Raw genomic sequence first — 22590 nt, 5'->3', positions numbered from 1 at the left:
CACGCTAGATGAATTCGGGCCGCTACTGCATCACATCTGGGGGGGAAACAAACGTTATGGCGTATAGCATCGCTAATGGTTGGGCTTGGCTGGGCCACCAAGGACGCGAAGCTGATAGTCAGTAACGGCCTGAAACTGATGTTCAGCGAGCAGCCGTAAACGCTCAAGCTCCGCCCCGGTAATACCTTCGGCTTGTGCTTGGTGATACCGTTTCAAAGCCTTTATAGCGTCCGAGTACATTGGATGGTCAGGAGGCAGAACGCTGTTGAGATCCTTCGCCATCATGATAGGCCTCTGCGTCTACGGGATTAGCTGTACCACAGCCTTAAATACATTAGCTACTGCGGCGGCGGTACGGGCTTACGGAGGTGAGATCTAACTAAGAACTGCCTCGCAATCGGGATTGCTAGGCGAACGGCCTGACGACGGCAATTTCCGGATTAGTGCGCTGGTTCGCCTAGAGTACCGGCTTTGTGCAGTTGATAGTCAATCACGGTCTGGTACAGGTGATCCGCCTCAATGCGAAGGCGCTCAAGATCGGCGTCGTCTCGGCCTTAGGCCATTGCCTCGTTGTAGACCCTGATGGCCTCCAGCGCCTGCTTCAGTAGAGGTTCACCTGCCTCCGCCATTCCCAGCAGTGTTCGTTTCATCTGCTTGCCTCCGCACTCACTCAATGCCGCGCTCTAAGGTACAGCTTACAGCCCCTTCGGGGGTTATGCGATGTGAGGCAGGCGAATGTACCCAATCGCTTCGCGCGCAGAAATTGGAAGAGCATCATTTACAGTAAACAGTCCAAAGCTCATCCACCCGGGTAGTGAAGCTCTGGCTCATCATCTCCCGGCGCATACCCCAGCCCGGATCGATAGGCACGCTCGCCAGCCGCATCGTACCCCTTCCCCACCTGTCATTCACTGCATCAAGCACGCCCATGTAGGCAAGGTTTGCTTGCCGCCCTCCCTGTTGATAGGGCTACCGGGCATAGCTTGCTGAATGCGGCAAGGTAAGCGCCTACCACTTAGCTCGGCCTGCCCTTATCACCCGATTCAGCAGTAGAAGTGCCAGTAGTTTTTCCCTCAATTTTCCTTTCCCTCTTTTCCAGCGCAGGAATCAACTCAGGCTTCATTCCTCCACACTCCACAATTTGACGAGCCTCCTCAGGGTGGCCAAGATAACTCGTAAGGCTTCCGCCAATGAGCACCTCTCGCTCACGCAACGCCTCAACTTCTGATGAAGCACCTGATTTATCAACCAGGCCGGCATAAGGTGATGACATCATCTTAACGGCAGATAGCGTGAATGGATAGGTTACTTCTTCAAGATGATAGGCTTGATTTTGCGAAAGAAGATCATTGAGCTCGTTAGCTTCGGCCATCACACTAGGTGCGACCTTATGCCGACGCATGATCAGTGCCGAGGCAATAACTTGTGCTTTCATTGCCGATAAGCTTGGGTAGATATAGCTACTTAGCGAATGGTAATACTCAAGCTGCTGGACAGCGGCAGACTTAAGGAGCTGCCTAATGTTATCGGTAATGAGATGGTCACTCTGCTTTTTGCAGAAATTGAGCATATCTTTTCTATATACATCTTCATACGCAGCAGTTAGCGCACTAGCACGGCGCCCTTGGTGGTAATACGCCCCAAGAATATCCACCATGCTCGTCATTTTTTCGAAAACCTCTGGATCTATGTCCAGAACAATCTTCTGCAGGTTTTCCCGCATGGCCAACAACTGCTTTCCCACTGGCATCGTGCAATAGTGGTCAAACTCGAAAGAGGACAAGAAAATATCTTTATCCATCTCATTCTGGCAGTTCGAGTAAGCTTCGCTTAAGCGATCGTTTTGTTGAATAAATCTTTGCACCCCAACGCCAGTATCACCGTGAATTCGATTCGTTGCGGCGCGCTGATTTACGTATTCAAAGCCTCCGTAGCCACCCATTAAAATCAGGCTGAACAGGGCACCCGCCCGAAAGACCCAGTGCCAAGTGCTTGTCTTGGAGGCAGTATGAGGGTAATAGGATCTCTGGATCGTTTCATGCCTGCGAATGACATCTTCTATGGATTGCCATCCCCAGACCTCCACAGCAAATTCGCCTTTGGCCTGATGGGCTTGCGTGATTTCAAGAGCCCGGTCGCTAAGTCTTGTGTCGTCAGGTGAGCTCGTGAGGATCACAAAGAGATCAATTTTGAATTTAAAATCACGCGCTTTGTTTACCGCCTTGGTGACGTCGCCTGGGCTCAGGGCGGCACCGTATCCCCCATCCTTGCTTTTACTCTGAATGGCTATGAGTCGGCCATCGAGCGTGTAGGCGTAGGAGTCGATACCCCCCTGCCCTTGGCCGTTGCGCCCGTAGCTGTGGAAATCAATGCCGAAGTGAGCGCTTGCGACCGCTACGGATAGACGCTGAAATTGCTGCCAGTCGGCAGGGATACTGTACTGGGCAGCATGGTGGGCGGTCATACAACTCTCTTAACTGTACGCGGGCATTGGAACTGCGGCAGGGGGTCATCGTGAGCAGTGCTCAGGTGGCCAGAGCGGGCGATCCGATAGTTCAAAGCTGCACCGGCTCGATTGAAGCAACTTCAAAATAGCGAAATTTCTTTTTTTTCGCCGCAGCTTTTGCCTCCGCTTCAGCGATCAAAGTGCTAAGGGTGTTGGCATCGTGGACGAAGACCTCTTCAGGGCCTTCAAATACTTTTGCTACGCGGAGTTTAACCCGTAGTCGCATAGACAGCGGTTTTGACACAGCGGCTTTGGTAAGGGGTGATAGCGATGCCGCCGGTTGAACCCCTTGTCTTGAAGCCGCCCCAGCACTGCCGAAGAGCGCCAGGCGCATCTCTTGTTCACTCAGTGTCTCGCTCATTCCATTCATCTCTACGTTCACTGGGGACTAACAACGAGGGGGCACTGGGACGTCTTTCTCAGACACCAACATCACCCGCAAAAAGAGCATCCCTTAGATCGGGGGTTTCCTGCCGCTCCAGCACGATCCTGCGAAGCAGGTATTCGTGCAAGTGGGAACGAAGGCGAGCGCGGATCTCGACATACAAGTCAGATTGCCCTCCGCTATTGCTCGGCCAGCGACGACCTAAGGCCTGGGTCAACAACTGTAACCCCTCACGACCAACCGTGTTGTAGTGCACCCGCGTCAGCTCATCGAAGCCGGGTGATCGGTTGTAGCCAGCAAGTGCATCATCCAATACAAGGGCCAGGGAATCGCCGTAAACCTCCCAGGCCCTCTCCCATACGCGTTCTTCCACAGAACCGCCCACTCACAAACCTCAAACCGTTGGGAACAATTGGCCACAATCGCGCTCAGGATGCTGAAAGCGAACCAGGCGACGCCGTTGACCAGGATCTTCAGGTGAATTAGCCAACCTTACGGGCCAGTGCCAGAGCCTGAATCCTGCTGATCACCAGCGAGTCAATATACCGAAAAAGCCACCGCGTATGACTCGCCTGGCTCAAACTAAAATGCCGGCCACGCTCATCCACGCCTGTGTTGTACGAGGTTGGCAAAATCTAGGCGCACTGACCCTCCTCAAAATTTTCGTAAGTCAGTTCGCTTTTTGTGATCAAAGGCAAAGCAGTGGCCTCCGGCCCAAAAGACGATCTCCCGGCAGAGCCCTCGCCTCGCCTTTCGGCAAGGCGACTCAGGAGCGAAAAGCTTGAAAATCAAAGGCGACAAGCGAGGCCATTGCATCACATCAGAACCAGGCATTGCGGAGGGCCTGAGTGCGTAGCTTTTTTCTTGTCTTCAAATACAAGAACTCCGTCTCGCTTAAAAATTTTCAAGAGGGGGGGGTAGCCAAAATGGCGCGATTGAACAAACAGTGTCGCAAATAAACATTCTTTGTCTGAGCTTGTCCCGCGATCTCGGCTTCAGCGTTACGTTTGGCTCACGTAAGTGCTACCGCCAGGCCTGCACTCCTTCACTCCAATCAGGCCCCAATGCGCATGACAGATTCGCAGCCATATCCCGATCGACCTCATCATGAGTCAATCAAGTTAATGGTCAACACGACGTTGAGCTTGACCAGGACGCAGCCCAAGACAAGGTCGGAGATCCGAGACCTCTTCGTCCCATGGTGGACAGTTTGATGGCACACTGTGGCATTACTAAGAATGGTTTACCGGGGAAGATATGGACATTTGGGCAGCCGATAAGCTGATCCTGTTTATCGCATTTGTCATTCCGGGCTTCATCAGCATCAAGTGCTATCAGCTCTTCCACCCAGGGGTGATACGCAATGCGGCAGACCAGGTGGTCGATGCCATTGCGTACAGCTGCATCAACTACGCGCTGTTCCTCTGGTTGATTTTCGCGGTAGAGGAAAGCGCGCTGCGTACTGCACACCCAATGCTTTACGGGATGTTCTACGTGGTGGTTCTGCTGGTAGGCCCCGTGATCTGGGCGGTCATGTGGCGGTGGATGCGATCCTGGGAGGTGTTTCAGAGGAATGCCCCTCACCCTACTGCCAAGCCTTGGGATTTTGTTTTTCAACAGCGCAAGCCCTACTGGGTGATCGTGCATCTCAAGGGCGGCGGTACGATCGGCGGGCTTTACGGCGGACAGTCGTTTGCATCCAGCGCCCCGGCGACCGAGCAGATTTACCTTGAGCAAGAATGGATAGTTGAGGATGGTGGCCTGATCCGTGCTGTAGAATCCAGCGCAGGTGTCCTGGTCAGTGGTTCAGAGATATCTCACATCGAATTTCGACAATTCTGAGGGCAATAGCATGAGCGAGAACCGGCAGAGAATTGGTAATGGGTATCAGCCTGAACTCTTGAAAAAGGGTTACCAACCTATAGAGCATGCGCCGCTGAACCGCCCAGAGCCAGGGGCCGGGCACCAGCCGACTAGCCAAGGCGATAACCCTTCGAATACCCCTACTCCACCTAAAGGTCGCTGAGAATTGTAATTGTTCAAAGGATAAGTCGACGTCGATTCGAGGCCCATGGACGGGCACACGCTCGCTGAAAACTAAGCTAAAGCTTAGATTTCCTCGCGTCTCGCCTCTGCAACCGCCAAATCTAAGCTTTAGTTTAGTTTTCACAGGTGAAGCATGGAAATTACTGAAGTAGATAAGACCCATTGCGAGGGGCGCCAGCCATCCTGTGAGGACGTTACAGCAACAGCTCGACATGATTTGCCTCTATGTCCAAATCGGATGATCACTGCACTTGAAGCTGTCCGAGGCACAGGCTCTGCGCTAGAGCTGCTGCGCGAGCACCTGCACGTTCAAGGTCGGCCCGTCACTGGGCTGGCTCGTTTGACCGTTGATCTTGGCTTGAAGGAGTTCAGATGCTCATTTTGCTCGATCTAAACGTAAACGACGCCGAGGCTCTCTTGCGCCACTGTAAAGAGCACCAACCAAACAGTGACGATTTTCGAGAGGACGCCCGGGTCAGAGAGGCGCTGGAGACGCTCGAAACCGCGCTGGACAATGCGATGCGTTCGTCGCTGGGAAATGGCGAGTTGAAAGAAGCGATCGCCCCCCGCCTGCTTGATGCAGCAGCTGAGTTGTTTGGTGATCAGAACCTCGCGATTGATTGGCTATCGCGACCTTTGCGAGTCCTGGGCCAAAAACGCCCGATTGATCTGCCCGTCCAAGACGCCATCGAGCTGATTGGGCGCTTGGAAAATGGTTATGGCGCCTGAAAAACCTTCGGTCTTGATTGATCCACTAGTGAGAGACCGATGATACATCGACCAGACTGAGCCGAACCCAGCGTTGCGCCCCAAGGCTCTGGTCACACACTGTTAGCCCGGCCACCACTTGATCGCTTGAAATTGACCAGGGCATCAAAGGCCTCTTTGCTCGACATACCATCTTTCAACCGCGCCGCTAAAAATTCTGCATCCAGCGCAGCGGGGTCAAATTGCTCGCGGGCAAACCTTACAAGGTCAAGCCAGAGCCCCTGCGGTAGAGCTGTCCGCTGGCTGTCACGACACCCATAAGCAGGGAGACTGATCAGACGAGGCTCCAGGTTAGTTATCTCGTCACAAGCACGGCTTAAGACGCTGAAGAGTACATCGCTCATCTCGACTGGGGAATGATGCGGACAGCGCATGAAAATTTGGATGGGCGCATCAATATCGACCTTGTGAAGAGCGGTCAGGCGCTGCACTTCAATCTCAAAGGCCCCAGCCCCAACGGTTGCTACCAGCCGTTCAACAACTTCCAATTGGGATCGCTCACGATCCTCAAATCCACTAATCTGCTGCTCCATCAATATTGGCTCCAACCATCACGAATGCACATTGTAGTGGCCACCTTCTCAGTCGAGCACAGCCTTCTGGCTGGACTTCCGTCCCACCCTGGTAAACCGCAGCCCTTCGCTTTCACATGAGGCAACAGTCCACTTTCATCAGACATACATGCTCACGTTCATGCGCGTGAGCCGCCGTTGCCCCGGGAAGCGCATTCAGTCATCACCATAGGAATCATAGGCCTGTTTATCATCGTTGCAGAAACCCATGGTTGCGCTAACTTCGGTTGCTGATAGAAGCGCAAGCGACTCCCCCATGGGCAGCGGAGGAACGGTTGTACTTGCGTTTACGCGCTTTAACTTCAACTGCTCAAGCATCCACTGACCAGCTGCATCGAATTCAACCATCATGGTCGTGAACTCTTCTTCAGTCAGGGCCTTGAATGATTTGCCACCCATCATAGAGCCTCCGTTGGTGAGTCGGCCTCATCGCCTACCGCTCGCTGGACTGCCGCAGTTCGACGCACGATTTCTAATCTTTTACAGTGACATTCATTTAGCACTGGCAATGCTGGAGAGATCGCAAAAATCTTTACCCTTGAATCTATAGCCCGTCGGGCAAAACGGACGCTGGGCGGTGGACGCAAAGCCACACCCCCAAGCGCTGAACCACCCCGTATCCAAACCCTAAATGGACATTTCCGGCATGGCTAATCTACGTAACTCACTCCCTCCAGGACGAGAAACCTTCGCCCAAGACCCTTTTGCACACAGCGCACTAGGTGCGATGAAGTGGGAAACCGCGAGCTTGTATGCTGGCTATCCTCTCGATCCATCCATCACACCCTTGAGTGAGCAATTGAAGAACCCTGTGCTCTGGATGACCCAGGCGCATGCTATGTCTGAGGCGGCATCAGCAGTGCTTCTCAAGGAACAGCGATTTTCAGAGATGCCTCTTTCCGTCCGAGCGGTCTGTGAGAGCCAGTACTGCGCGATTGCTATGATGCTCATTGGCTACAGCCTTGAAGTGAGTCTCAAGGCGATGATCATCGTCGAGAAGGGGATCGAGGGTTACACCCAGATGGGCAAGAAAACTCTGCATCACCGGCTAGATGACCTTGCCTCGTTCCTGCCCGACCTCTCAAAGAAAGATAGAGCCATTCTTCGGGGGCTCAGCCACTTCGTCAGCTGGGCTGGTCGATATCCAGATCCAGGTACGGGGAAGGAGCACAAGCTTGAGGAAATTTTCGACTTGGGCGAAAAGCACCAAGTGACAGCTTTCGACCTCTTCAACGTGTCCAGTCGAGTGATGAGGCACGCGCAGACAGTTGTGAGTCAAGCCCTGGATTAAGAGCTGTGTGAGTCATCACATGGCTCTCGGCTGCGGCTCATCGGCTAAAATTTGTGCCATCTCAAGCAACGCATCACGCACGCGGTTTGGCGTTTGCTGGCCAAGAATGCGGTCGATGGAACGGAATGCGCGATCGCCAAAGGGGTTATGGGCGCGTTCGGTTAATCGATCAGCAGCTCGTTGACGGATTTCCTGAGAGGGTGCTCCGTCGCTAGCAAGCATCGCCCTGAGCTCGACCTGGAGGTTGGTCAGACTGTCCTCGCCTCCTTCGGCAAGCGCCAATGCTGTCAACCCCTTCACAGCGCTGTTCAGAATGTCCCATCCGGTTTCATGCCTGCCACCTTTCTTCCCCCACCCCATCAACAGCTTTCGGGACTGAGTGTAGAGCTCATCACCACCACGCCTAAAGCTGTTCCACGCAGACTCAAACAAGCATTCGGTAAGCGCGAAGTTTTCAACGAAGGTCACCGTCTCCCTGTCATCTGGAATCCACGAAAGCGTGGCCAGGAGCCAGTCAGCGTGGCGGATTAGTTCGTCTTGCAGATGTTCCGGGCAGGCCGGGGCTTCGGACAGGGCACTCAAGAGTGCCGAAATGTCGATAGCCCAGCCGATAGCATCAAAGGTGAACTGAGAACGGCTCTGCACAGCTGCTAGGAGAAGCTCCTTATGGGTAATGAAGATTTGATGGGCCCAGGTCTCGACATTGCCAATGATCCTTGCCGCCTGGTCGTGCTCCTGAGGCGCTGCCAATAGCTCGTTTACAAGGGCAGTAAGCTGACCCCTAAATGAAGCTACGCTGGCGCCCGAAAAATATGGCCCGAGCGTCATGCTGTGAATGGATGCAAGCCCCCCATCTACAGTTCCGAGATAGCTCTTCGAGACTGTCGCCACGGCAGAACGCAGCTTACTGACAAGCGCGCTTACATCACGGTCGCCCTTGACTAGAAGATCTAGGGTTATGGTGGCGAGCTGCTCGACGCCAGTCAGCGTGACAGGTTGGTGGCTGGCCTTCACAACCCCCACCAGCGAGAAGATGCCGATTTTCTCCACTAAAGTACCGATGTCGCTGGAGGGCACGTGTTCGAGAGCCACGGCTGATGCTTTACCCATTATTCGAACGCCTTGCATCATCAGATCAGGCATGTCGTGAGCTGCGACAGATTCAACTGCCGAAGCCAAATAGGTTGCGGCAAGCAGGGCGTGATGCTTTCTGCGCTCGCGCCTGGAATAGTCGATCCCCAGATACACCCCATAAAGCCCACCAAACGCGCGGATCGTGCTCTCTGCAAGTCGCTCATCACCCCTGGATAGCGCGTCTTGCATCGTCTGCCTCAATTGCTCAAGCGTAGTGTTGATGGTGTGGTCGCTCTCTCCTGGAACGGCAAAAAAACCGTTGCCGCCAACAAATGTGCCATTTTTGGCAGCACAGTAAGCGGCATTGATCAGCACTAGGTGATGGAAAGCAGAGTCGGTGACTTCGTAATCGCCTTGGCCGGCGAAGCGCTTCGCATATGAAATTCCATAGTGGATCGCTTGGTGCGCGGCGGTGACCCATTGAGGATTGGCTTGGTAAAAGGCTGCTTTCGTTTCGTTGAACTGGAACCGCTCACCTTCCCCATTGGCCTCAGGAGCCGCCCCCTTTCTCATGAGGATGGCAGCGTTGTCCGCTAGCCGGCTCCATCTCCGCAAATCGCGACTCAACGTGTTCGACATGATGTTGAGCTGCTCCATTGGATTGATAAGCTGGAGCGCTCGACGGTAGGCGTAAAGAAAAAAGAGCACGATCGCAGCGATACCCCAGATAGCGGTGAGCATCGCTGGGATCGCCCAACTCGCATCCGGGATCAACGATGTGCCTGAAATTGCGATGGCGGTGAGGAACGATCCGACGAACGAGCAGAGCAACCGCCGATCAGAACTGAACTGCTTGAAAAGCCCATGGGGCATCCGCTCAACGTTCGTCTGCATCGCGAAGACGATGATGGAGAATGCTATCGCTGCAGCCCCAACCAATGCCGACCCCATCCCACCGAGTAGACTCCTGAGCGCACCCAGGTTTTCTGGCCTACTGAAGAAGTCACCGACCAAAGACTGCAGAAAGGGAATCACCAGGATGCTTACAGCCACTCCACCGAGGACGGGAATGGCGATCAGTTTCATGCCATGACGCGACCTCCAAAACCCGAATTTCGTCTTAGCTTGAAAGATCCGCATGACAGTGAGTGCATAGGCTTTGTGCAGGCGTGCCTTGATGGCTGACATGTCCATTCGGTAAAACGCTCCAATCAAACGGGCTGCCTCGCGACCACTCAAGGTGCGAAGCCACAGGGGCCAACCTGATTATCTTAACGTTTGGGCCCATGAGAATCATCACCCGAGCTTGGGCTAGTCTGCTTTCATTGTGACCGAGTGGCCCCTCCGATCAGAAGCCCATGCGGTGATGATTACGCATGAGCAGACCGGGTTGCGCCCAGTCCCCAGTCCCCAGTCCCTTTGACACCTCCTCTATTTAACAGTGACTCCATAAGCCGCAAACTCTCCCACCAACTTCTTCCGACTCAACAGGCCTGGCAGCTTGAAAATGTTTCTGTAGCTGTACCAAAACGCCATAGGAATCAAAATTAACCCGAGACCAAACGTGGCCGTCGCAGCGATCACTCCCATTGGAATTGCCGCGACAGACATCAGAATACCTTTCAACAAAGTCGACCTAGCGATAATTCGCAAATCGTCAAAATCATATTCGACCTTACCATCAGACTTCTCGACTGCCACGATAATGATCGACTTTCTAGAGGAATGCTTATAATACCAAGTGCGTGGTGAGTCCGTGACGAGCGCACCATGGCGTCGCAGATACTTTGGAACCACGACTTGCTTATAGTAGGACGTCCTGCCCTGCTCATCCTCAACCCTGACGCGCGTGTAAAGCGCATCAATCTCAGCAATATTCTGAACATCGTAATTTTTTACGACGACCTTGGCTTTCTTCAACTCAGACATGCATTTTCCTTAAATATGCCTAACTCATTAACTTTCCGTGCCGCCGCGATTAACCGAGCAACCATCATCTACAACCATTTAACTGGCGCGCAGTATGACCGTCTGTGAAACACCGCCGAAGCTCTCCTCTAGGAATAGCAGGTGAGTGACAGCTACGTAGCACGACCCTGAGACAGTCAAAAACAGCGTGTAACCGTGCTCCTGACGTGTCTCCTGGATAGCACTCGTGGTGATGCTATCGCCATCCTGGTATCTGTTTAGAGAATCACTGAAGATCGCACCTCTGACACCACTCTCTTTGAGCCGCGCGTCCAGCAAGTACCCGGTTACAGCGCGACTAAAGTTTTGCTGAGCTGCCGTTGCCAGCTTTTCTACATAATTTGGCATTACAATCCAACCAACTCAAATAATTTCAAGGACAAACCCTTGATCAAACCCGCACTTTTCACCGGGATAGCCTCTAGGATTACTAATTAGGCGACACCCGGCAACCATCGCATCTACTCGATGGTGAGTGTGCCCAAAAACCCAATAATCAGCTTGGCCTACTAATTCTGGCCATTCATTGGAATACGCAGGCATCAACTCTGAATCTTTCTCAGGCCCTGAGAATTCAACAAGAGGACAATGATGAGTGACCACCAAAGTCTTGCCGTCAAAATCTCTGGCTAGTTCTTGACTTAGATAGTCATAGGTCTGGTGATTTCGCCGAATCATATCGTCGACTCTCAATCGCCGGTATTCCTCACCTGCCCTGATCAGGCGGAAGTCGTTCATGACACTCCGAGCTTCCTGGGAAGACTGGTAGACGCTTCCCTTCGAAGAAAAATCTGTCCAAGCGCAGGCCCCCAAAATTCGAAGATCGCCAATGGTCATCGACTCATTTTCGAGCACGTGGACATTAGTGCCAGCAGCGGACTTCTTCATCGACTGAAGCGTGCGATCGATATGGCCCTTATAAAATTCGTGGTTGCCACAGACGTACACAGTCGGGACTGAGAAGGCGTCTTGTGCCCAGGTAACGCCGCGCCCCTTGGTGTGGATGTCACCAGCCAAGATCACTACGTCGTCATCAATGGCGCCCTCGAAATCCAGCTGCGGTTGGGCGGCGAACTCGACGTGAAGGTCAGAGTAGATTCGGACGCGCAAGAAGTTCTCCAGCATTTGGCCAGGCGCTTGGGGCCTGGTGGTAAAAGTCGAATTAGTCTTATATTGAAACTGCCTCCCTTTGAGGCCGGCGGGACTCAGGTGAGGCGAATGGTGAGGCAGCGACGTGCGCACGACATGATCCATACGATTCAAATATATAGATTTGTTTGGATCATCGCAAACACGGCATACCGTTCCTTTTTTGGAAGCCGTGAAATGTCGATACCCAAGGGCTTCGCCTCCGCCCTGCGTCTAGTCCGCGTCAGCCGCCAATTGAACCAGAAAGACCTTGGCGACCAGGTTGCTTCGTCACACGTCAGTCAGCTGGAGGCCGGGAAGACGAGCCCGACGCTGAAGCTCAGTGTGGAGCTTGCGGGGGCTCTGGGCGTGGAGCCAGTTGCTCTGCTCGCTGTTGCGCTAGCAGCCGACCGAGGGGTCACTCCAAATCAACTGCTGGCTCAGGCAGCTGCCGATCTTGAAAAGCTGGATCTGCTTGACGCTATCCCTCCCGCTGAGCCTGGTGCCATTGACGCACCTCACCCCACCACCGCGCGTGCTGTGAAGGCGAATGCTCAAGTGCAAAGGCTGAAGGCTCAGGGGCTGAGTCGGCTTGAGGTTGCGCAGGCGTTGGGGCTTTCTAAGACAACGGTGCAGCGGTATTGGATGACCACTATTGATTAACGCAGTTGGGCGCCCTATGAGCTAACAGTCATGAAAGGTCTGCTGAAAATTATTGTTGACACGATTACTGTATGCACATACAGTTAAATCATCGACCCACGGTTTCCTCTTCAACTGGCGAGCAACACAGCCTTTGCAATGTGCCTGGGAAGATCTGCGCTACAAACAGGATGTTTGTGACGTATTAAGAAAGCCCCTTCCCGGGGCTTTTTTCGTTTTTGTGCTCAGTCGGGAAGCCGATGTGTCCGACTTTCACGTAGCCCCGGCTGGGCTATGAGCAATTGACCAGGCAGCAAATATCCCCTGCCCAGAACTGACAGGGCTCCCCCCTTTTAAGGTTTTGAAGGGGCGTTTTCTTTCAGCTCCGGGTTTGACTGTGGCCTTATCTCAGGCTGAGGTGTTGGCTCTCGCTTCGGGGTAATTTGAGGCTGAGATTCTGGGCCTGGCTGAGACCTAATTTGAGCCTGAGTCGCCGGATCGCTGGTAGACGGCTGCGGAGTTGTCGAAGCTGAAGCTTGGGGTGAGGGAACGACAGCCATCGACGACGAGGGTATAGGGGCGCTGTAGGTAAAAGCGTAAATAGAAATACCCAGGGCCGCGACCCCAAGCATCGCAATACCCCGGCAGCTGACCTTGTAGAAGAGCCCCTCAGCTTGCTCAATAGGCTCCCCAACCATTTTCTTGAACTCGGCTTCAGACAGAAAGCGATATAGCTTTGGCTGCCAGTCCTTGCGGAGCGTTCGCTGGATGTTGATGAATTTACGGCCCGACATCACGTTCAGTACCGTGTAGCCAAATGCGACGGCCATGACGATCGAGATCAGGTACGGATTGATCTGCAACGTCAACCTCGCGGCAATCAGGCCCAGGCCAACTGTCAGCGCCGTGGAGATCGCTGCTATTGCTTGGCGAGTCGCGTCTGTCGCCTTCGACGTTTCCTCCGTCACCGCCTTACGAAGATCTGTCAGAGATTTCAGAGTGTCCTTGGTGATTTCAGACACCGCCATCTGATAAGCGATCCTCGCGCAATCCAAGGCAGCGGCCAGGTTCTCCCTGAAGTACTCTCGCACCTCCCCGTCCGCCCTACCGGAACGCGCGATTTCGGCGGACAACAGGATGTGCTTCACCTCTGCTTCCCGCGCGTTATCGAACACCCATGTCGCTGCCTCCTGGACGACCTCGAAGTCTTTTAGCGAGAAGGGTGTATGACCCTCGACCGCCTCTAGGATGGTCAGGTTGAGCTTGGGAGGCCCTTTGAAGGTGAGATTGCTACCACTGGTGTCGATTTCATTCGCAAAGCAACGGCTCAATGCACTGAATGCCTGCCTTGCCCAGAGCATATGTAAAGGATCAGCCTCATCTAGATGGTGTCCTTCTGCGAGCAACCAATGGCGCACATCCTCCGGTACTTTCCGGAGGGTCGCTGACTCTTTCACTAGGAGCCGGGGTGACTTGGTCGGCTGTGATTGGGTGTAGGTGCCTCCCTCGCCCCAATCACAGTATGCCCTTACCCTAGTATTAAAGGGCTGAGTCAGGCCAAGCAGGTGCCAACTTGCCGCAGCGTGTCCGCTGTTCAGAAATGCCTTGAAGCCAACTTCCGTCGCCACATAGAGGGCCTGTCCCGGGACATGGTGTTCCGGAAGTGGTTTCTCCAGCTCAAGGCGGAACGGCCCGAAATCTTCATCCTCGTCATCGACGTCAGTTTCGCTGCTCGCACGGTCATAGATCGTAAATGACCAGGCAGCGGCGACAGCTGCTTTCTTGATCGACCGAGCAGTTTCCGCTGATAGCTCGGAAACGATGAGGGTAAGGTTGCCCTCTGTGATCAGCGCCTGACGCTTGCGCGATAGCTCGTTAAGCAGGCTGGCCAGGCTTTGGTGTGACAACGCTGTCCTCCTTGACTCGGTCTGTATCGACGATGATTTGTTTCTTATCTCCATCGAGCTGTATGACCTGGACGTTGGGGTTTTCCTTCCGATCGGGGAAGAGAATGGTGACGCCCTCAGCTGTGACGATCTTGCGCATGTAGGGCTGACGGAGAATTCGGCGATCGGGTTTGAAGCTCAGCTCGTGCAGCTTGCTCTTCCTGACACGACTGCGCGTTTCACGCTCAAGGCGGTTGGCGATTTTCTCATCCTCAGGATGACCCGCTGCCAGCATCACTGCTTCAACGATTGCCTCTTCATCAATGCGCCGGCGAGTGCCAAGGTTGGCCTGGGCCCGCTGCAGTGCCTTGGCTATATCCTGACCAGGCAGATGCTCAATGCAGGTTTGCAGTGCCGCCTTGAGCACTTTGCGGGTTATCTCGCTCAGCTCGGTGTCCGAGACTGCCCTGCTCACGGCCAGGAAGTCGGCGAAGTAATCAGCAAGGTCGACACCCACCTTTGTACGGTCGGTTGCCGAAATGTTCTGGTCGGCTACCCCGCTGATCACTCGAATGAGCGCGGTTTTTTGAATGGCCTTCTTCTCGTCCACCAAGGCATTCACGATACGCCGAAGCTTATTTCCTGGCGCACCATCGTTCTGTTCTAACGCAAGCTTGTAGTCATACTTGATCAGGCTGTAGATCTTCACATCAGGGTCTGCAACCGACAGTTCGAACATCAGCAGAACACCATCAGCACTCCCACCCACGTGCGCACGGTTGAAACTGGCGGCGAGGGCCTGAGCGCCGGCCACGAAGGACGTGTCCTCACTTGCGATCGCCTCAACCTCGTTACGGGTCACCGATACCGCTTTGAACATGAACACTGGCGCGGTGGCCATGTCCACGATCTTGCCAATGAAGAACGCTTCCTCTTCCAGAGCCCGCTCTGGCATGGCCGCGAAGTCTTTGGTACCCACGACATGCAAGATCATCCGTGTGATCTTGAGTGAATCAATCTCTTCGTCCGAAAAAAAGCTCATGCCATCTCCATGGAATCTGCCCCCTCCTGAGCAGGAAGAGTAACCACCCGCCTCGGCATGCGCCCAGGCGACAATTAAGCATCAATTGCAGCCTGCAGGGCCGATGGCCACTTCCGCGTAGGGCTGGATGTAACGCTATGGCCGGAGCATATCCGGAAAAGCTGGCCAGCAGCCAGTACACCACGCTGCGTGATGCACTGGCCGGCCTACGAGTTCATGAGCATCCCGTATCGGCGATGCTGACCTGAGTTCGTATCTGAGCCTCGGAAGCGTCTATCAGAACAACAAGAGTACCGAAGCTGATCGCAAGTCCACGGCCTCCAGCGCCTGCATGACGAACCTGAGTATTACTTGCTCAGGTAGACTACCCGCTTCCAGCCCTTAGACGTGAACGAGCAAACACCAATGCTACATGACGAGCGCAGCGAGCAGCTCAGCGCCACCCTATATGACATCACGGTCATCGAGATCACCTGCCGATCTATATCCCCGAATCGCTAGCACAGGAAATCGATGCCTTCTTTTTTGATTTTATTGATGATCAACCCAGCTCCGACGCGCTGATTGATCTGTCGAGGTTACCTCCGGAGCACGCTCAAGCCCTCTTTGATGCCTTCATGGCCGTGTCCCAAGAGCGCGGCTATCGGTTCGGAAATGCATTTCTTAGCTGCCTGTCCGATTACGAAGGATGGTGCGTCCCTGTAGATTCCTACCCTTTGAGGCAATTTTCTCAGCACCTTCTGCATGCCATGGACTCTGACGTTTTTCACCCGGAGCTCCGCGATTTCCAGTTCGCTGCTGATTTGGGCCTGTAACGATCCGAACGGCACACCGAAGCTTTCACTGTTCGTTGATCAGCCGTTCTGCTTACTTGAAGGTTTTTTGAGAAGTTCTGTAAGGAGCAGGCGCAACGGTCAGTCGGGTCACCAACGAACCGAAGCTCACGCGCTAGCTGAATGCAGGAGCGGTATGGGTGCACAGGGCTATGCGGGCAGCCCAGGAAATCTGCGGCTTGCAAAGCATGCAGTCGAAATCTCACTCTTTCCACAGCGTGCAGCAAGCGGCAGTAGCGTGCAGGGGATGAGATGCATCCCTGGCATCCCAAGACGGAAATTGTGCCTAAGCCTGCTGGGAAATCAAGAAATGAGCGGCCACAAAAAAGGGCCTAGATCGCTCCAGGCCCTGATTTTACTGAGTTTGGCGGGAAACCAGGGATTCGAACCCTGGGTACGCTATTAACGTACGCCGGTTTTCAAGACCGGTGCATTCAACCACTCTGCCAATTTCCCGATGCATACTGCTGAATTGTCTTGAAGTGTGCATCTAGGGTCTACCTTAGATAAGAACTCTAGGATAGTTGCCCATCGACGGTTTTCAAGACCGTTGCCTTAAACCACTCGGCCACGCTTCCAGCGCGTTCAGCGGCGGCAATCATACCGTAATGAAACAAGCTGTCAAACTCTCTATGTCGCCGGTTGCGAAGGCTCTGTTATGATCTTTGCATCTGAACGTTTCAAACCCACAGGATCCACAGGAGTATCGCCATGCGCGAGCAGGATTACGCCGTACATCACGGCCAGCAGGTCGAGCAGCAGGAGGTCAGCAAGGTCCTGCGCAACACGTACAGTCTGCTGGCTCTCACGCTTGCATTCAGCGGTGTCATGGCCTTCGTCGCCCAGCAGATGCGCATCGGCTATCCAAACGTGTTCGTGGTGTTGATCGGCTTCTACGGTTTGTTCTTCCTAACCGCCAAGCTGCGCGATTCGGTCTGGGGCCTGGTCTCCACCTTCGCCCTCACCGGCTTCATGGGCTTCATTCTCGGCCCGATCCTCAACCGCTATCTCGGCATGGCCGGGGGCGCTGAGGTCGTCAGCTCGGCGTTTGCCATGACCGCGCTGGTGTTCGGTGGCCTTTCCGCCTATGTATTGATCACGCGTCGCGACATGAGCTTCCTCAGTGGCTTCATCACTGCGGGCTTCTTCGTACTGCTGGGCGCCGTTGTGGCGAGCTTCTTCTTCCAGATCAGCGGTCTGCAACTGGCGATCAGCGCGGGCTTCGTGCTGTTCTCCTCGGTCTGCATTCTGTTCCAGACCAGCGCTATCATCCATGGCGGTGAGCGTAACTACATCATGGCGACCATTAGCCTGTATGTTTCGATCTATAACTTGTTCATCAGCCTGCTGCAGCTGTTTGGCATCATGGGTCGTGACGACTGATCGACATTAGCTAATCGCCAGGAAAGCCCGCTTCGGCGGGCTTTTTCATACACACTCTCCTCTATCCCTTCTTCTCCCTGCCCCGTAGAATGCGTTCCTTTTTTGCTTCCGGGCGTTTCCCATGAGCTCAAACGAACACGAGCCAGGTGCAGCAGCGCCTGCCAACGAACTGGTTCTCGGCCTCGAAGACAAGCCGAAACTGATGATAGGCCTACTGGCTGCGTTGCAGCATCTGCTGGCGATCATCGTGCCGATCGTGACCCCAGGTCTGCTGATTTGCCAAGCACTGGGCGTGTCGGCGCGAGACACCAACCTCATCGTATCCATGTCCCTGGTCATCTCCGGAATCGCCACCTTCGTTCAGTGCAAACGCTTCGGCCCTTTCGGTGCCGGACTGCTGATCGTGCAGGGCACCAGCTTCAACTTCGTCGGACCACTGATCGCCGGTGGCGCGCTGATGGTCAAGCAGGGCACCCCCGTCGAGGGCGTAATGGCAGCGATCTTTGGCGTAGTGATCGCCGGCTCGTTCGTAGAGATGGGCGTGTCGCGCATCCTGCCGTTCATCAAGCGTCTTATCACGCCGCTGGTGACCGGTATCGTAGTGCTGATGATCGGCCTGACCCTGATCAAGGTCGGTCTGATCAGCATGGGTGGCGGCTTTACAGCGATGGGTAATGGCACCTTCGCCAATGGCGAGAACCTGCTGCTGTCAGGCGTAGTGCTGGCAATCATCGTGGTGCTCAACCGTGTGCCAATGGTGTGGATGCGCAGCTGCGCCATCGTCATTGCCTTGGCGGTTGGCTATGCCCTGGCCGGCTATCTGGGCCGCCTGGACTTCACCGGCATGCATCAGGCCGCGGTGTTCCAGGTTCCAGTACCTCTGCACTTCGGCCTGGGTTTCTCCTGGGCGCTGTTCATTCCGATGCTGGTCATCTACCTGGTGACCTCGCTTGAAGCTATCGGCGATGTGACGGCCACCAGCAAGGTTTCACGCCAGCCGGTCCAGGGACCGCTCTGGATGCAGCGGATCAAGGGCGGGGTACTGGTCAACGGCGCTAACTCTCTGCTGGCCGGGCTGTTCAACACCTTCCCCAGTTCGATCTTTGCGCAAAACAACGGGGTGATTCAGCTCACCGGCATTGCCAGCCGCCACATTGGCGTCTGGATCGCGTTTATGCTGGTGATGCTGGGACTGTTCCCAGCCGTGGCGGGAATCATCCAGGCGGTGCCTGAACCGGTGCTGGGCGGGGCGGCAATGGTAATGTTTGGTGCGGTCGCAGCTTCCGGTATCAATATCCTGGCAAGTACACATCTGGACCGTCGGGCGCTGTTGATCATCGCCGTGTCACTGGCGCTCGGGTTGGGCGTTGCGCAAGTGCCGGAATTCCTGGCCCATATGCCCGCGGCGCTGCGTAACGTACTGGAATCGGGCGTGGCCACCGGCGGAATTTGTGCCCTGGTGTTGAACTGGTTCCTGCCGGACACCCACGCACGCACTTGATCTATGCGTGCTCCAGACAAGGCCCGCGCCCACAGGTGCGGGCTTTTTGCTTTATCATGAGCGCATTTCCTTGCCCGAGCTTTCCATGAAATTCGCCATCGCGGTGTTTTCTCCAGCCCATGCGCCCTCCTCGCGCCGTGCGCTACGCTTCGCTGAGGCGGTGCTGGACGGCGGGCACCAGATTGCCCGATTGTTCTTCTATCAAGATGGCGTCCACAGCGCCTCGAATACCATCGTGTTCCCTCAGGATGAGCGGGATGTGGCCGCACAGTGGCGCACGTTCGTCAGCGATCATCAGCTCGACGCTGTGGTCTGTATTGCGGCTGCACTACGCCGGGGTGTGCTCGACGAAGCAGAGGCCAACCGCTACCAACGCCCTGCCGTGAACTTGTCTGAGCCTTGGGAGCTGTCCGGTCTTGGGCAGTTGCATGAAGCTGCGCAAGTGGCGGACCGCCTGGTCTGTTTCGGAGGCGATTGAAATGGCCAAGTCCCTATTGATCATCACCCGCCAGGCTCCTTGGGCAGGTATGTCCGCGCGCGAAGCACTGGACATCGCCCTAGCCGGGGGCGCCTTCGATTTGCCAATCGGCATGCTGTTTCTCGATGATGGCGTGTTCCAGCTCGCCAGCGGCCAGCAACCAGCAGCGCTGCAGCAGAAAAATCTCGCGGCCAACCTGCAAGCGCTGCCGATGTTTGGCGTCGACGAGTTGTTCGCCTGCGCGCGTAGCCTGCAAGCGCGCGGATTGGATACCCACTCGTTGGAATTGCCAGTGCAGGCACTCGACGATGCAGCCCTGTCAGCCCTCATCGCCCGATTCGATCAAGTGATAACGCTCTGATGAAAACATTACACGTCATTAGCCATTCCCCCTTCGGTGATAGCCGCCTGCCCAGTTGCCTGCGACTACTGGGCACCCAGGACGCATTGCTGCTGTGCGGTGATGCAACTTACGCTCTCAAGGCCGATAGCGAACCCTTCCGCGCGCTGCGGTCCGCAGATCTGGAAGGCCGCCTGTTCGCGCTTGATGAAGACCTGCAAGCCCGTGCCATTTGTGGCGAGCGCGCACAGGCTGTGGACTACCCAGCCTTCGTCGAACTCTCGCTGCACTACGATAAGGTCAACACTTGGTTATGAGCATTCTGACTGCTGGCGATCGCACCATTGGGTTGGACAAGGATGGGTTCCTGCTCGATCTGCAAGCGTGGTCCGCCGACGTCGCCGAAGTGCTGGCCGCACGAGAAGGTATCGTCCTCAGTGCGGAACACTGGGAAGTCCTCGAACTGCTGCGTCAGTTCTATGAGGAGTACCAACTCTCTCCCGCTACCCGTCCGTTGATCAAGTACGCAGCGCTGAAACTCGGCCCGGACAAGGGCAATAGCCCCCACCTGAACCGTCTTTTCAAGGGCACCCCTGCGAAATTGGCCGCCAAGCTAGCCGGCCTGCCCAAGCCGACCAACTGCATATGAGCGAGCCGATGAACCCGACCCCGCTTAACGTGCACACGCCGCCCGAACACCCCTTCGCCGAGTTCGTGCGCATTCTTGGCAAGGGCAAGCGCGGCGCGCGCGGCCTGACCCGCGAAGAAGCCCGCGCGGCGATGACGATGCTGCTCGAAGGCAAGGTCGAGGACACCCAGCTCGGCGCGTTCCTCATGCTGCTGCGACATAAGGAAGAAAGTCCGGAGGAGCTGGCAGGCTTCACCCAAGCGCTGCGCAGCCAGGTGCAAGCACCACCCCTGGCGGTCGACCTGGACTGGCCGAGCTACGCCGGCAAGAAGCGTCACCTGCCGTGGTATCTGCTCGCGGCCAAGTGCCTGGCCAACACCGGCGTGCGCATCTTCATGCACGGCGGCGGCGCTCATACCGCCGGGCGCTTGTATACTGAGCAGTTGCTCGGGCTGCTCGATATCCCTCTGTGCCGCGACTGGCAAGCGGTGGCCAACAGCCTTGACCAGCGCGGCCTGGCATTCTCCCCCTTGCAAGACTGGGCACCGCAATTGCAGCGCATGATCGATCTGCGCAATACCTTGGGCCTGCGTTCACCCATCCACTCGCTGGCCCGTGTACTCAATCCACTTGGCGCTCGCCGCAGCCTACAGAGCATTTTCCATCCGGGTTACCAGGCCGTTCACCGCGAAGCCAGTCGACTGCTCGGTGACTCTGCGCTGGTGATCAAGGGCGATGGCGGTGAGATCGAGGTCAATCCAGACGTTGTCAGCCATCTCTATGGCACCGATGACAGCCTGGCCTGGGACGAGGAATGGCCAGCGTTGAGCGCCCAGCGTCACGTCAAACCGGCAAGCCTAGACCCACACCACTTGCTGGCGGTCTGGCGCGCAGAGGCGCATGACAGCTACGGCGAATTGGCAGTCCTAGCGACCATCGCCCTCGCGCTACGAGGGCTCGGACAAGACCGTGAGCAGGCCTTCAGTAACGCTCGAGAGGCTTGGCAGGCACGCAATACATCTGGTTAATCGATCAAAAGCAGGCGATCTTTGCACTGGTCGCTCGAACGATATTCCATAGACTGGTCTCCAATCACCAAATGACCTGGCTTTTGGAGCGCTCACATGGGCCTTTTGATCGATGGCCGCTGGCATGACCAGTGGTACGAAAACAGCAAGGACGGCGCTTTTCGTCGCGAAGACTCGCAACGCCGCGGCGCGTTGCCAGTTGCCGAGGCGGGACGCTATCACCTGTACGTTTCGCTGGCGTGCCCCTGGGCCCATCGCACCCTGATAATGCGCACCCTCAAAGGCTTGCAACCCTTGATCGACGTCTCGGTGGTCAGTTGGTTGATGGGCGAGCATGGCTGGACCTTTGACACCGCGCAGGGCTCGACCGGCGATGCGCTCGATGGATTGCAGTACCTCTACCAGCGCTACACATCGGACGATCCGCACTACAGCGGCCGCGTTACGGTGCCGGTACTGTGGGACAAGCAAGAGCAGCGCATCGTCAACAACGAGTCGGCGGAAATCATCCGCCTCTTCAACACCGCCTTCGACGCACTGACCGGCAACCGACTGGATCTCTATCCTGAGATGCTGCGCAGCACCATCGACGCGCTGAACGAACGCATTTACCCGGCCGTGAACAACGGCGTTTACCGGGCAGGCTTTGCCACTACCCAGCACGCCTACGAGGAGGCGTTCGACGAGGTGTTCGACGAGCTGGATCGCCTGGAAACATTGCTGGACACGCGCCGGTACCTGGCCGGTGAGTACCTGACCGAAGCCGATATACGATTGTTCACTACGCTGGTGCGTTTCGACGCCGTCTACCACGGCCACTTCAAATGCAACCTGCATCGCGTGGCCGATTACCACAACCTCTCGAACTGGCTACGGGAGCTGTATCAGTGGCCAGGAATCGCAGATACCGTGGACATGCAGCATATCCGGAATCACTATTACCTCAGCCACAAGACCATCAATCCGAATGGCATCGTACCCAAGGGACCGCAGCAAGACTTCGGCTTGCCACATGACCGGACGCGCTTGCCGGGTAACGGCATTTTTGAAGGGTAGAACCTAACGGGGCCGCTCAGCGGCCCCGTTAGAAT

Annotated in this window: 23 protein-coding genes, 1 tRNA gene and 2 pseudogenes; 12 read left to right on the top strand and 14 right to left on the bottom strand. The window is 55.5% G+C overall.

The features are described from left to right. Nucleotides 1-72 precede the first annotated feature (72 nt). The 6 genes and pseudogenes from GKC70_RS10270 to GKC70_RS10245 form a co-directional block, all read right to left on the bottom strand. Nucleotides 73-282 carry a hypothetical protein gene (locus tag GKC70_RS10270; protein WP_279806545.1) on the bottom strand — a complete coding sequence of 70 codons (210 nt, stop codon included), beginning with the start codon at nucleotides 280-282 and terminating at the stop codon, nucleotides 73-75. Between the two features lie 158 nt (nucleotides 283-440). Then, nucleotides 441-650: pseudogene (locus GKC70_RS10265) on the bottom strand (hypothetical protein). 124 nt (nucleotides 651-774) lie between these two features. Next, a pseudogene (locus GKC70_RS10260) lies at nucleotides 775-930 on the bottom strand (DUF4113 domain-containing protein); the annotation flags it as partial. 85 nt (nucleotides 931-1015) lie between these two features. Then, nucleotides 1016-2464, bottom strand: a complete 1449-nt coding sequence (locus GKC70_RS10255) for a hypothetical protein (protein ID WP_342651236.1) — start codon at nucleotides 2462-2464, stop codon at nucleotides 1016-1018. A gap of 91 nt (nucleotides 2465-2555) precedes the next feature. Next, the gene (locus GKC70_RS10250) at nucleotides 2556-2867 is read right to left on the bottom strand and encodes a hypothetical protein (RefSeq protein WP_342651235.1); all 312 of its coding nucleotides are present in this window, start codon (nucleotides 2865-2867) and stop codon (nucleotides 2556-2558) included. A gap of 58 nt (nucleotides 2868-2925) precedes the next feature. Next, nucleotides 2926-3264: a hypothetical protein gene (locus GKC70_RS10245; protein ID WP_279806524.1), complete on the bottom strand. Its 339-nt coding sequence runs from the start codon at nucleotides 3262-3264 to the stop codon at nucleotides 2926-2928. Between the two features lie 884 nt (nucleotides 3265-4148). On the opposite strand from GKC70_RS10245, the gene GKC70_RS10240 reads away from it, so the two are divergent. After that, nucleotides 4149-4733, top strand: coding sequence for a DUF6338 family protein (locus GKC70_RS10240; protein WP_279806525.1), 585 nt, complete (start codon nucleotides 4149-4151; stop codon nucleotides 4731-4733). Nucleotides 4734-5309: 576 nt separating this feature from the next. After that, nucleotides 5310-5666 (top strand): antitoxin Xre/MbcA/ParS toxin-binding domain-containing protein, encoded by a 357-nt coding sequence (locus GKC70_RS10235; protein ID WP_279806526.1) that lies wholly within the window; start codon nucleotides 5310-5312, stop codon nucleotides 5664-5666. Between the two features lie 92 nt (nucleotides 5667-5758). Here the strand turns inward: GKC70_RS10235 and GKC70_RS10230 are convergent, their stop codons facing one another. Together GKC70_RS10230 and GKC70_RS10225 are read right to left on the bottom strand one after the other, a co-directional pair. Continuing rightward, entirely contained in the window at nucleotides 5759-6238 is a 480-nt protein-coding gene (locus tag GKC70_RS10230; protein WP_342651234.1) for a hypothetical protein, read from the bottom strand. A 195-nt stretch (nucleotides 6239-6433) separates the two neighbouring features. Beyond that, nucleotides 6434-6679 carry a hypothetical protein gene (locus GKC70_RS10225; RefSeq protein WP_342651233.1) on the bottom strand — a complete coding sequence of 82 codons (246 nt, stop codon included), beginning with the start codon at nucleotides 6677-6679 and terminating at the stop codon, nucleotides 6434-6436. A 244-nt stretch (nucleotides 6680-6923) separates the two neighbouring features. On the opposite strand from GKC70_RS10225, the gene GKC70_RS10220 reads away from it, so the two are divergent. Then, nucleotides 6924-7568 (top strand): hypothetical protein, encoded by a 645-nt coding sequence (locus tag GKC70_RS10220; RefSeq protein WP_279806529.1) that lies wholly within the window; start codon nucleotides 6924-6926, stop codon nucleotides 7566-7568. 15 nt (nucleotides 7569-7583) lie between these two features. On the opposite strand, the gene GKC70_RS10215 is transcribed toward GKC70_RS10220, so the two are convergent. The 3 genes from GKC70_RS10215 to GKC70_RS10205 form a co-directional block, all read right to left on the bottom strand. Then, the gene (locus GKC70_RS10215; protein WP_342651232.1) at nucleotides 7584-9830 is read right to left on the bottom strand and encodes a hypothetical protein; all 2247 of its coding nucleotides are present in this window, start codon (nucleotides 9828-9830) and stop codon (nucleotides 7584-7586) included. 243 nt (nucleotides 9831-10073) lie between these two features. Next, the gene (locus GKC70_RS10210; RefSeq protein ID WP_342651231.1) at nucleotides 10074-10571 is read right to left on the bottom strand and encodes a hypothetical protein; all 498 of its coding nucleotides are present in this window, start codon (nucleotides 10569-10571) and stop codon (nucleotides 10074-10076) included. Nucleotides 10572-10973: 402 nt separating this feature from the next. After that, nucleotides 10974-11720, bottom strand: a complete 747-nt coding sequence (locus GKC70_RS10205; RefSeq protein ID WP_342651498.1) for a metallophosphoesterase — start codon at nucleotides 11718-11720, stop codon at nucleotides 10974-10976. 135 nt (nucleotides 11721-11855) lie between these two features. On the opposite strand from GKC70_RS10205, the gene GKC70_RS10200 reads away from it, so the two are divergent. Next, nucleotides 11856-12401 carry a helix-turn-helix domain-containing protein gene (locus GKC70_RS10200; RefSeq protein ID WP_342651230.1) on the top strand — a complete coding sequence of 182 codons (546 nt, stop codon included), beginning with the start codon at nucleotides 11856-11858 and terminating at the stop codon, nucleotides 12399-12401. Between the two features lie 332 nt (nucleotides 12402-12733). Here GKC70_RS10200 and GKC70_RS10195 read toward each other — a convergent pair whose 3' ends face one another. The 3 genes from GKC70_RS10195 to GKC70_RS10185 form a co-directional block, all read right to left on the bottom strand. Continuing rightward, on the bottom strand, nucleotides 12734-14287 hold the full coding sequence (locus GKC70_RS10195) for a hypothetical protein (protein ID WP_342651229.1): 1554 nt from the start codon (nucleotides 14285-14287) through the stop codon (nucleotides 12734-12736). Next, nucleotides 14256-15308 (bottom strand): nucleoid-associated protein, encoded by a 1053-nt coding sequence (locus GKC70_RS10190; protein WP_342651228.1) that lies wholly within the window; start codon nucleotides 15306-15308, stop codon nucleotides 14256-14258. The genes GKC70_RS10195 and GKC70_RS10190 overlap by 32 nt, the downstream gene beginning before the upstream one ends. Before the next feature lie 1198 nt (nucleotides 15309-16506). Further along, nucleotides 16507-16597 (bottom strand) — tRNA-Ser (locus GKC70_RS10185). 255 nt (nucleotides 16598-16852) lie between these two features. Here GKC70_RS10185 and GKC70_RS10180 point away from each other — a divergent pair. The 8 genes from GKC70_RS10180 (at nucleotide 16853) to GKC70_RS10145 (ending at nucleotide 22555) form a co-directional block, all read left to right on the top strand. After that, a complete protein-coding gene (locus GKC70_RS10180) occupies nucleotides 16853-17524 on the top strand; it encodes a Bax inhibitor-1/YccA family protein (protein ID WP_342651227.1) in 672 nt (223 codons plus the stop codon). A gap of 121 nt (nucleotides 17525-17645) precedes the next feature. Next, on the top strand, nucleotides 17646-19025 hold the full coding sequence (locus tag GKC70_RS10175; RefSeq protein WP_342651226.1) for a nucleobase:cation symporter-2 family protein: 1380 nt from the start codon (nucleotides 17646-17648) through the stop codon (nucleotides 19023-19025). 85 nt (nucleotides 19026-19110) lie between these two features. After that, entirely contained in the window at nucleotides 19111-19503 is a 393-nt protein-coding gene (gene tusD, locus GKC70_RS10170; RefSeq protein WP_342651225.1) for a sulfurtransferase complex subunit TusD, read from the top strand. A 1-nt stretch (nucleotide 19504) separates the two neighbouring features. Further along, on the top strand, nucleotides 19505-19864 hold the full coding sequence (gene tusC, locus GKC70_RS10165; protein WP_342651497.1) for a sulfurtransferase complex subunit TusC: 360 nt from the start codon (nucleotides 19505-19507) through the stop codon (nucleotides 19862-19864). After that, nucleotides 19864-20160 (top strand): sulfurtransferase complex subunit TusB, encoded by a 297-nt coding sequence (gene tusB, locus GKC70_RS10160; RefSeq protein WP_342651224.1) that lies wholly within the window; start codon nucleotides 19864-19866, stop codon nucleotides 20158-20160. Before tusC ends, tusB begins: the two co-directional genes overlap by 1 nt. Continuing rightward, the gene (locus GKC70_RS10155) at nucleotides 20157-20492 is read left to right on the top strand and encodes a TusE/DsrC/DsvC family sulfur relay protein (protein WP_317872505.1); all 336 of its coding nucleotides are present in this window, start codon (nucleotides 20157-20159) and stop codon (nucleotides 20490-20492) included. Before tusB ends, GKC70_RS10155 begins: the two co-directional genes overlap by 4 nt. Then, complete coding sequence (locus GKC70_RS10150; protein WP_342651223.1) at nucleotides 20489-21499, top strand: glycosyl transferase family protein; 1011 nt, start codon at nucleotides 20489-20491, stop codon at nucleotides 21497-21499. The genes GKC70_RS10155 and GKC70_RS10150 overlap by 4 nt, the downstream gene beginning before the upstream one ends. A 96-nt stretch (nucleotides 21500-21595) precedes the next feature. Next, nucleotides 21596-22555: a glutathione S-transferase family protein gene (locus GKC70_RS10145; protein WP_342651222.1), complete on the top strand. Its 960-nt coding sequence runs from the start codon at nucleotides 21596-21598 to the stop codon at nucleotides 22553-22555. Nucleotides 22556-22590 lie beyond the last annotated feature (35 nt).

Origin of the sequence: Pseudomonas sp. REB1044 (assembly GCF_038813925.1) — a bacterium.
Lineage (GTDB): Bacteria > Pseudomonadota > Gammaproteobacteria > Pseudomonadales > Pseudomonadaceae > Aquipseudomonas > Aquipseudomonas boreofloridensis.
Note: the sequence above shows the minus strand (reverse complement) of the source record. Positions and strands in the feature narration are given on the sequence as shown.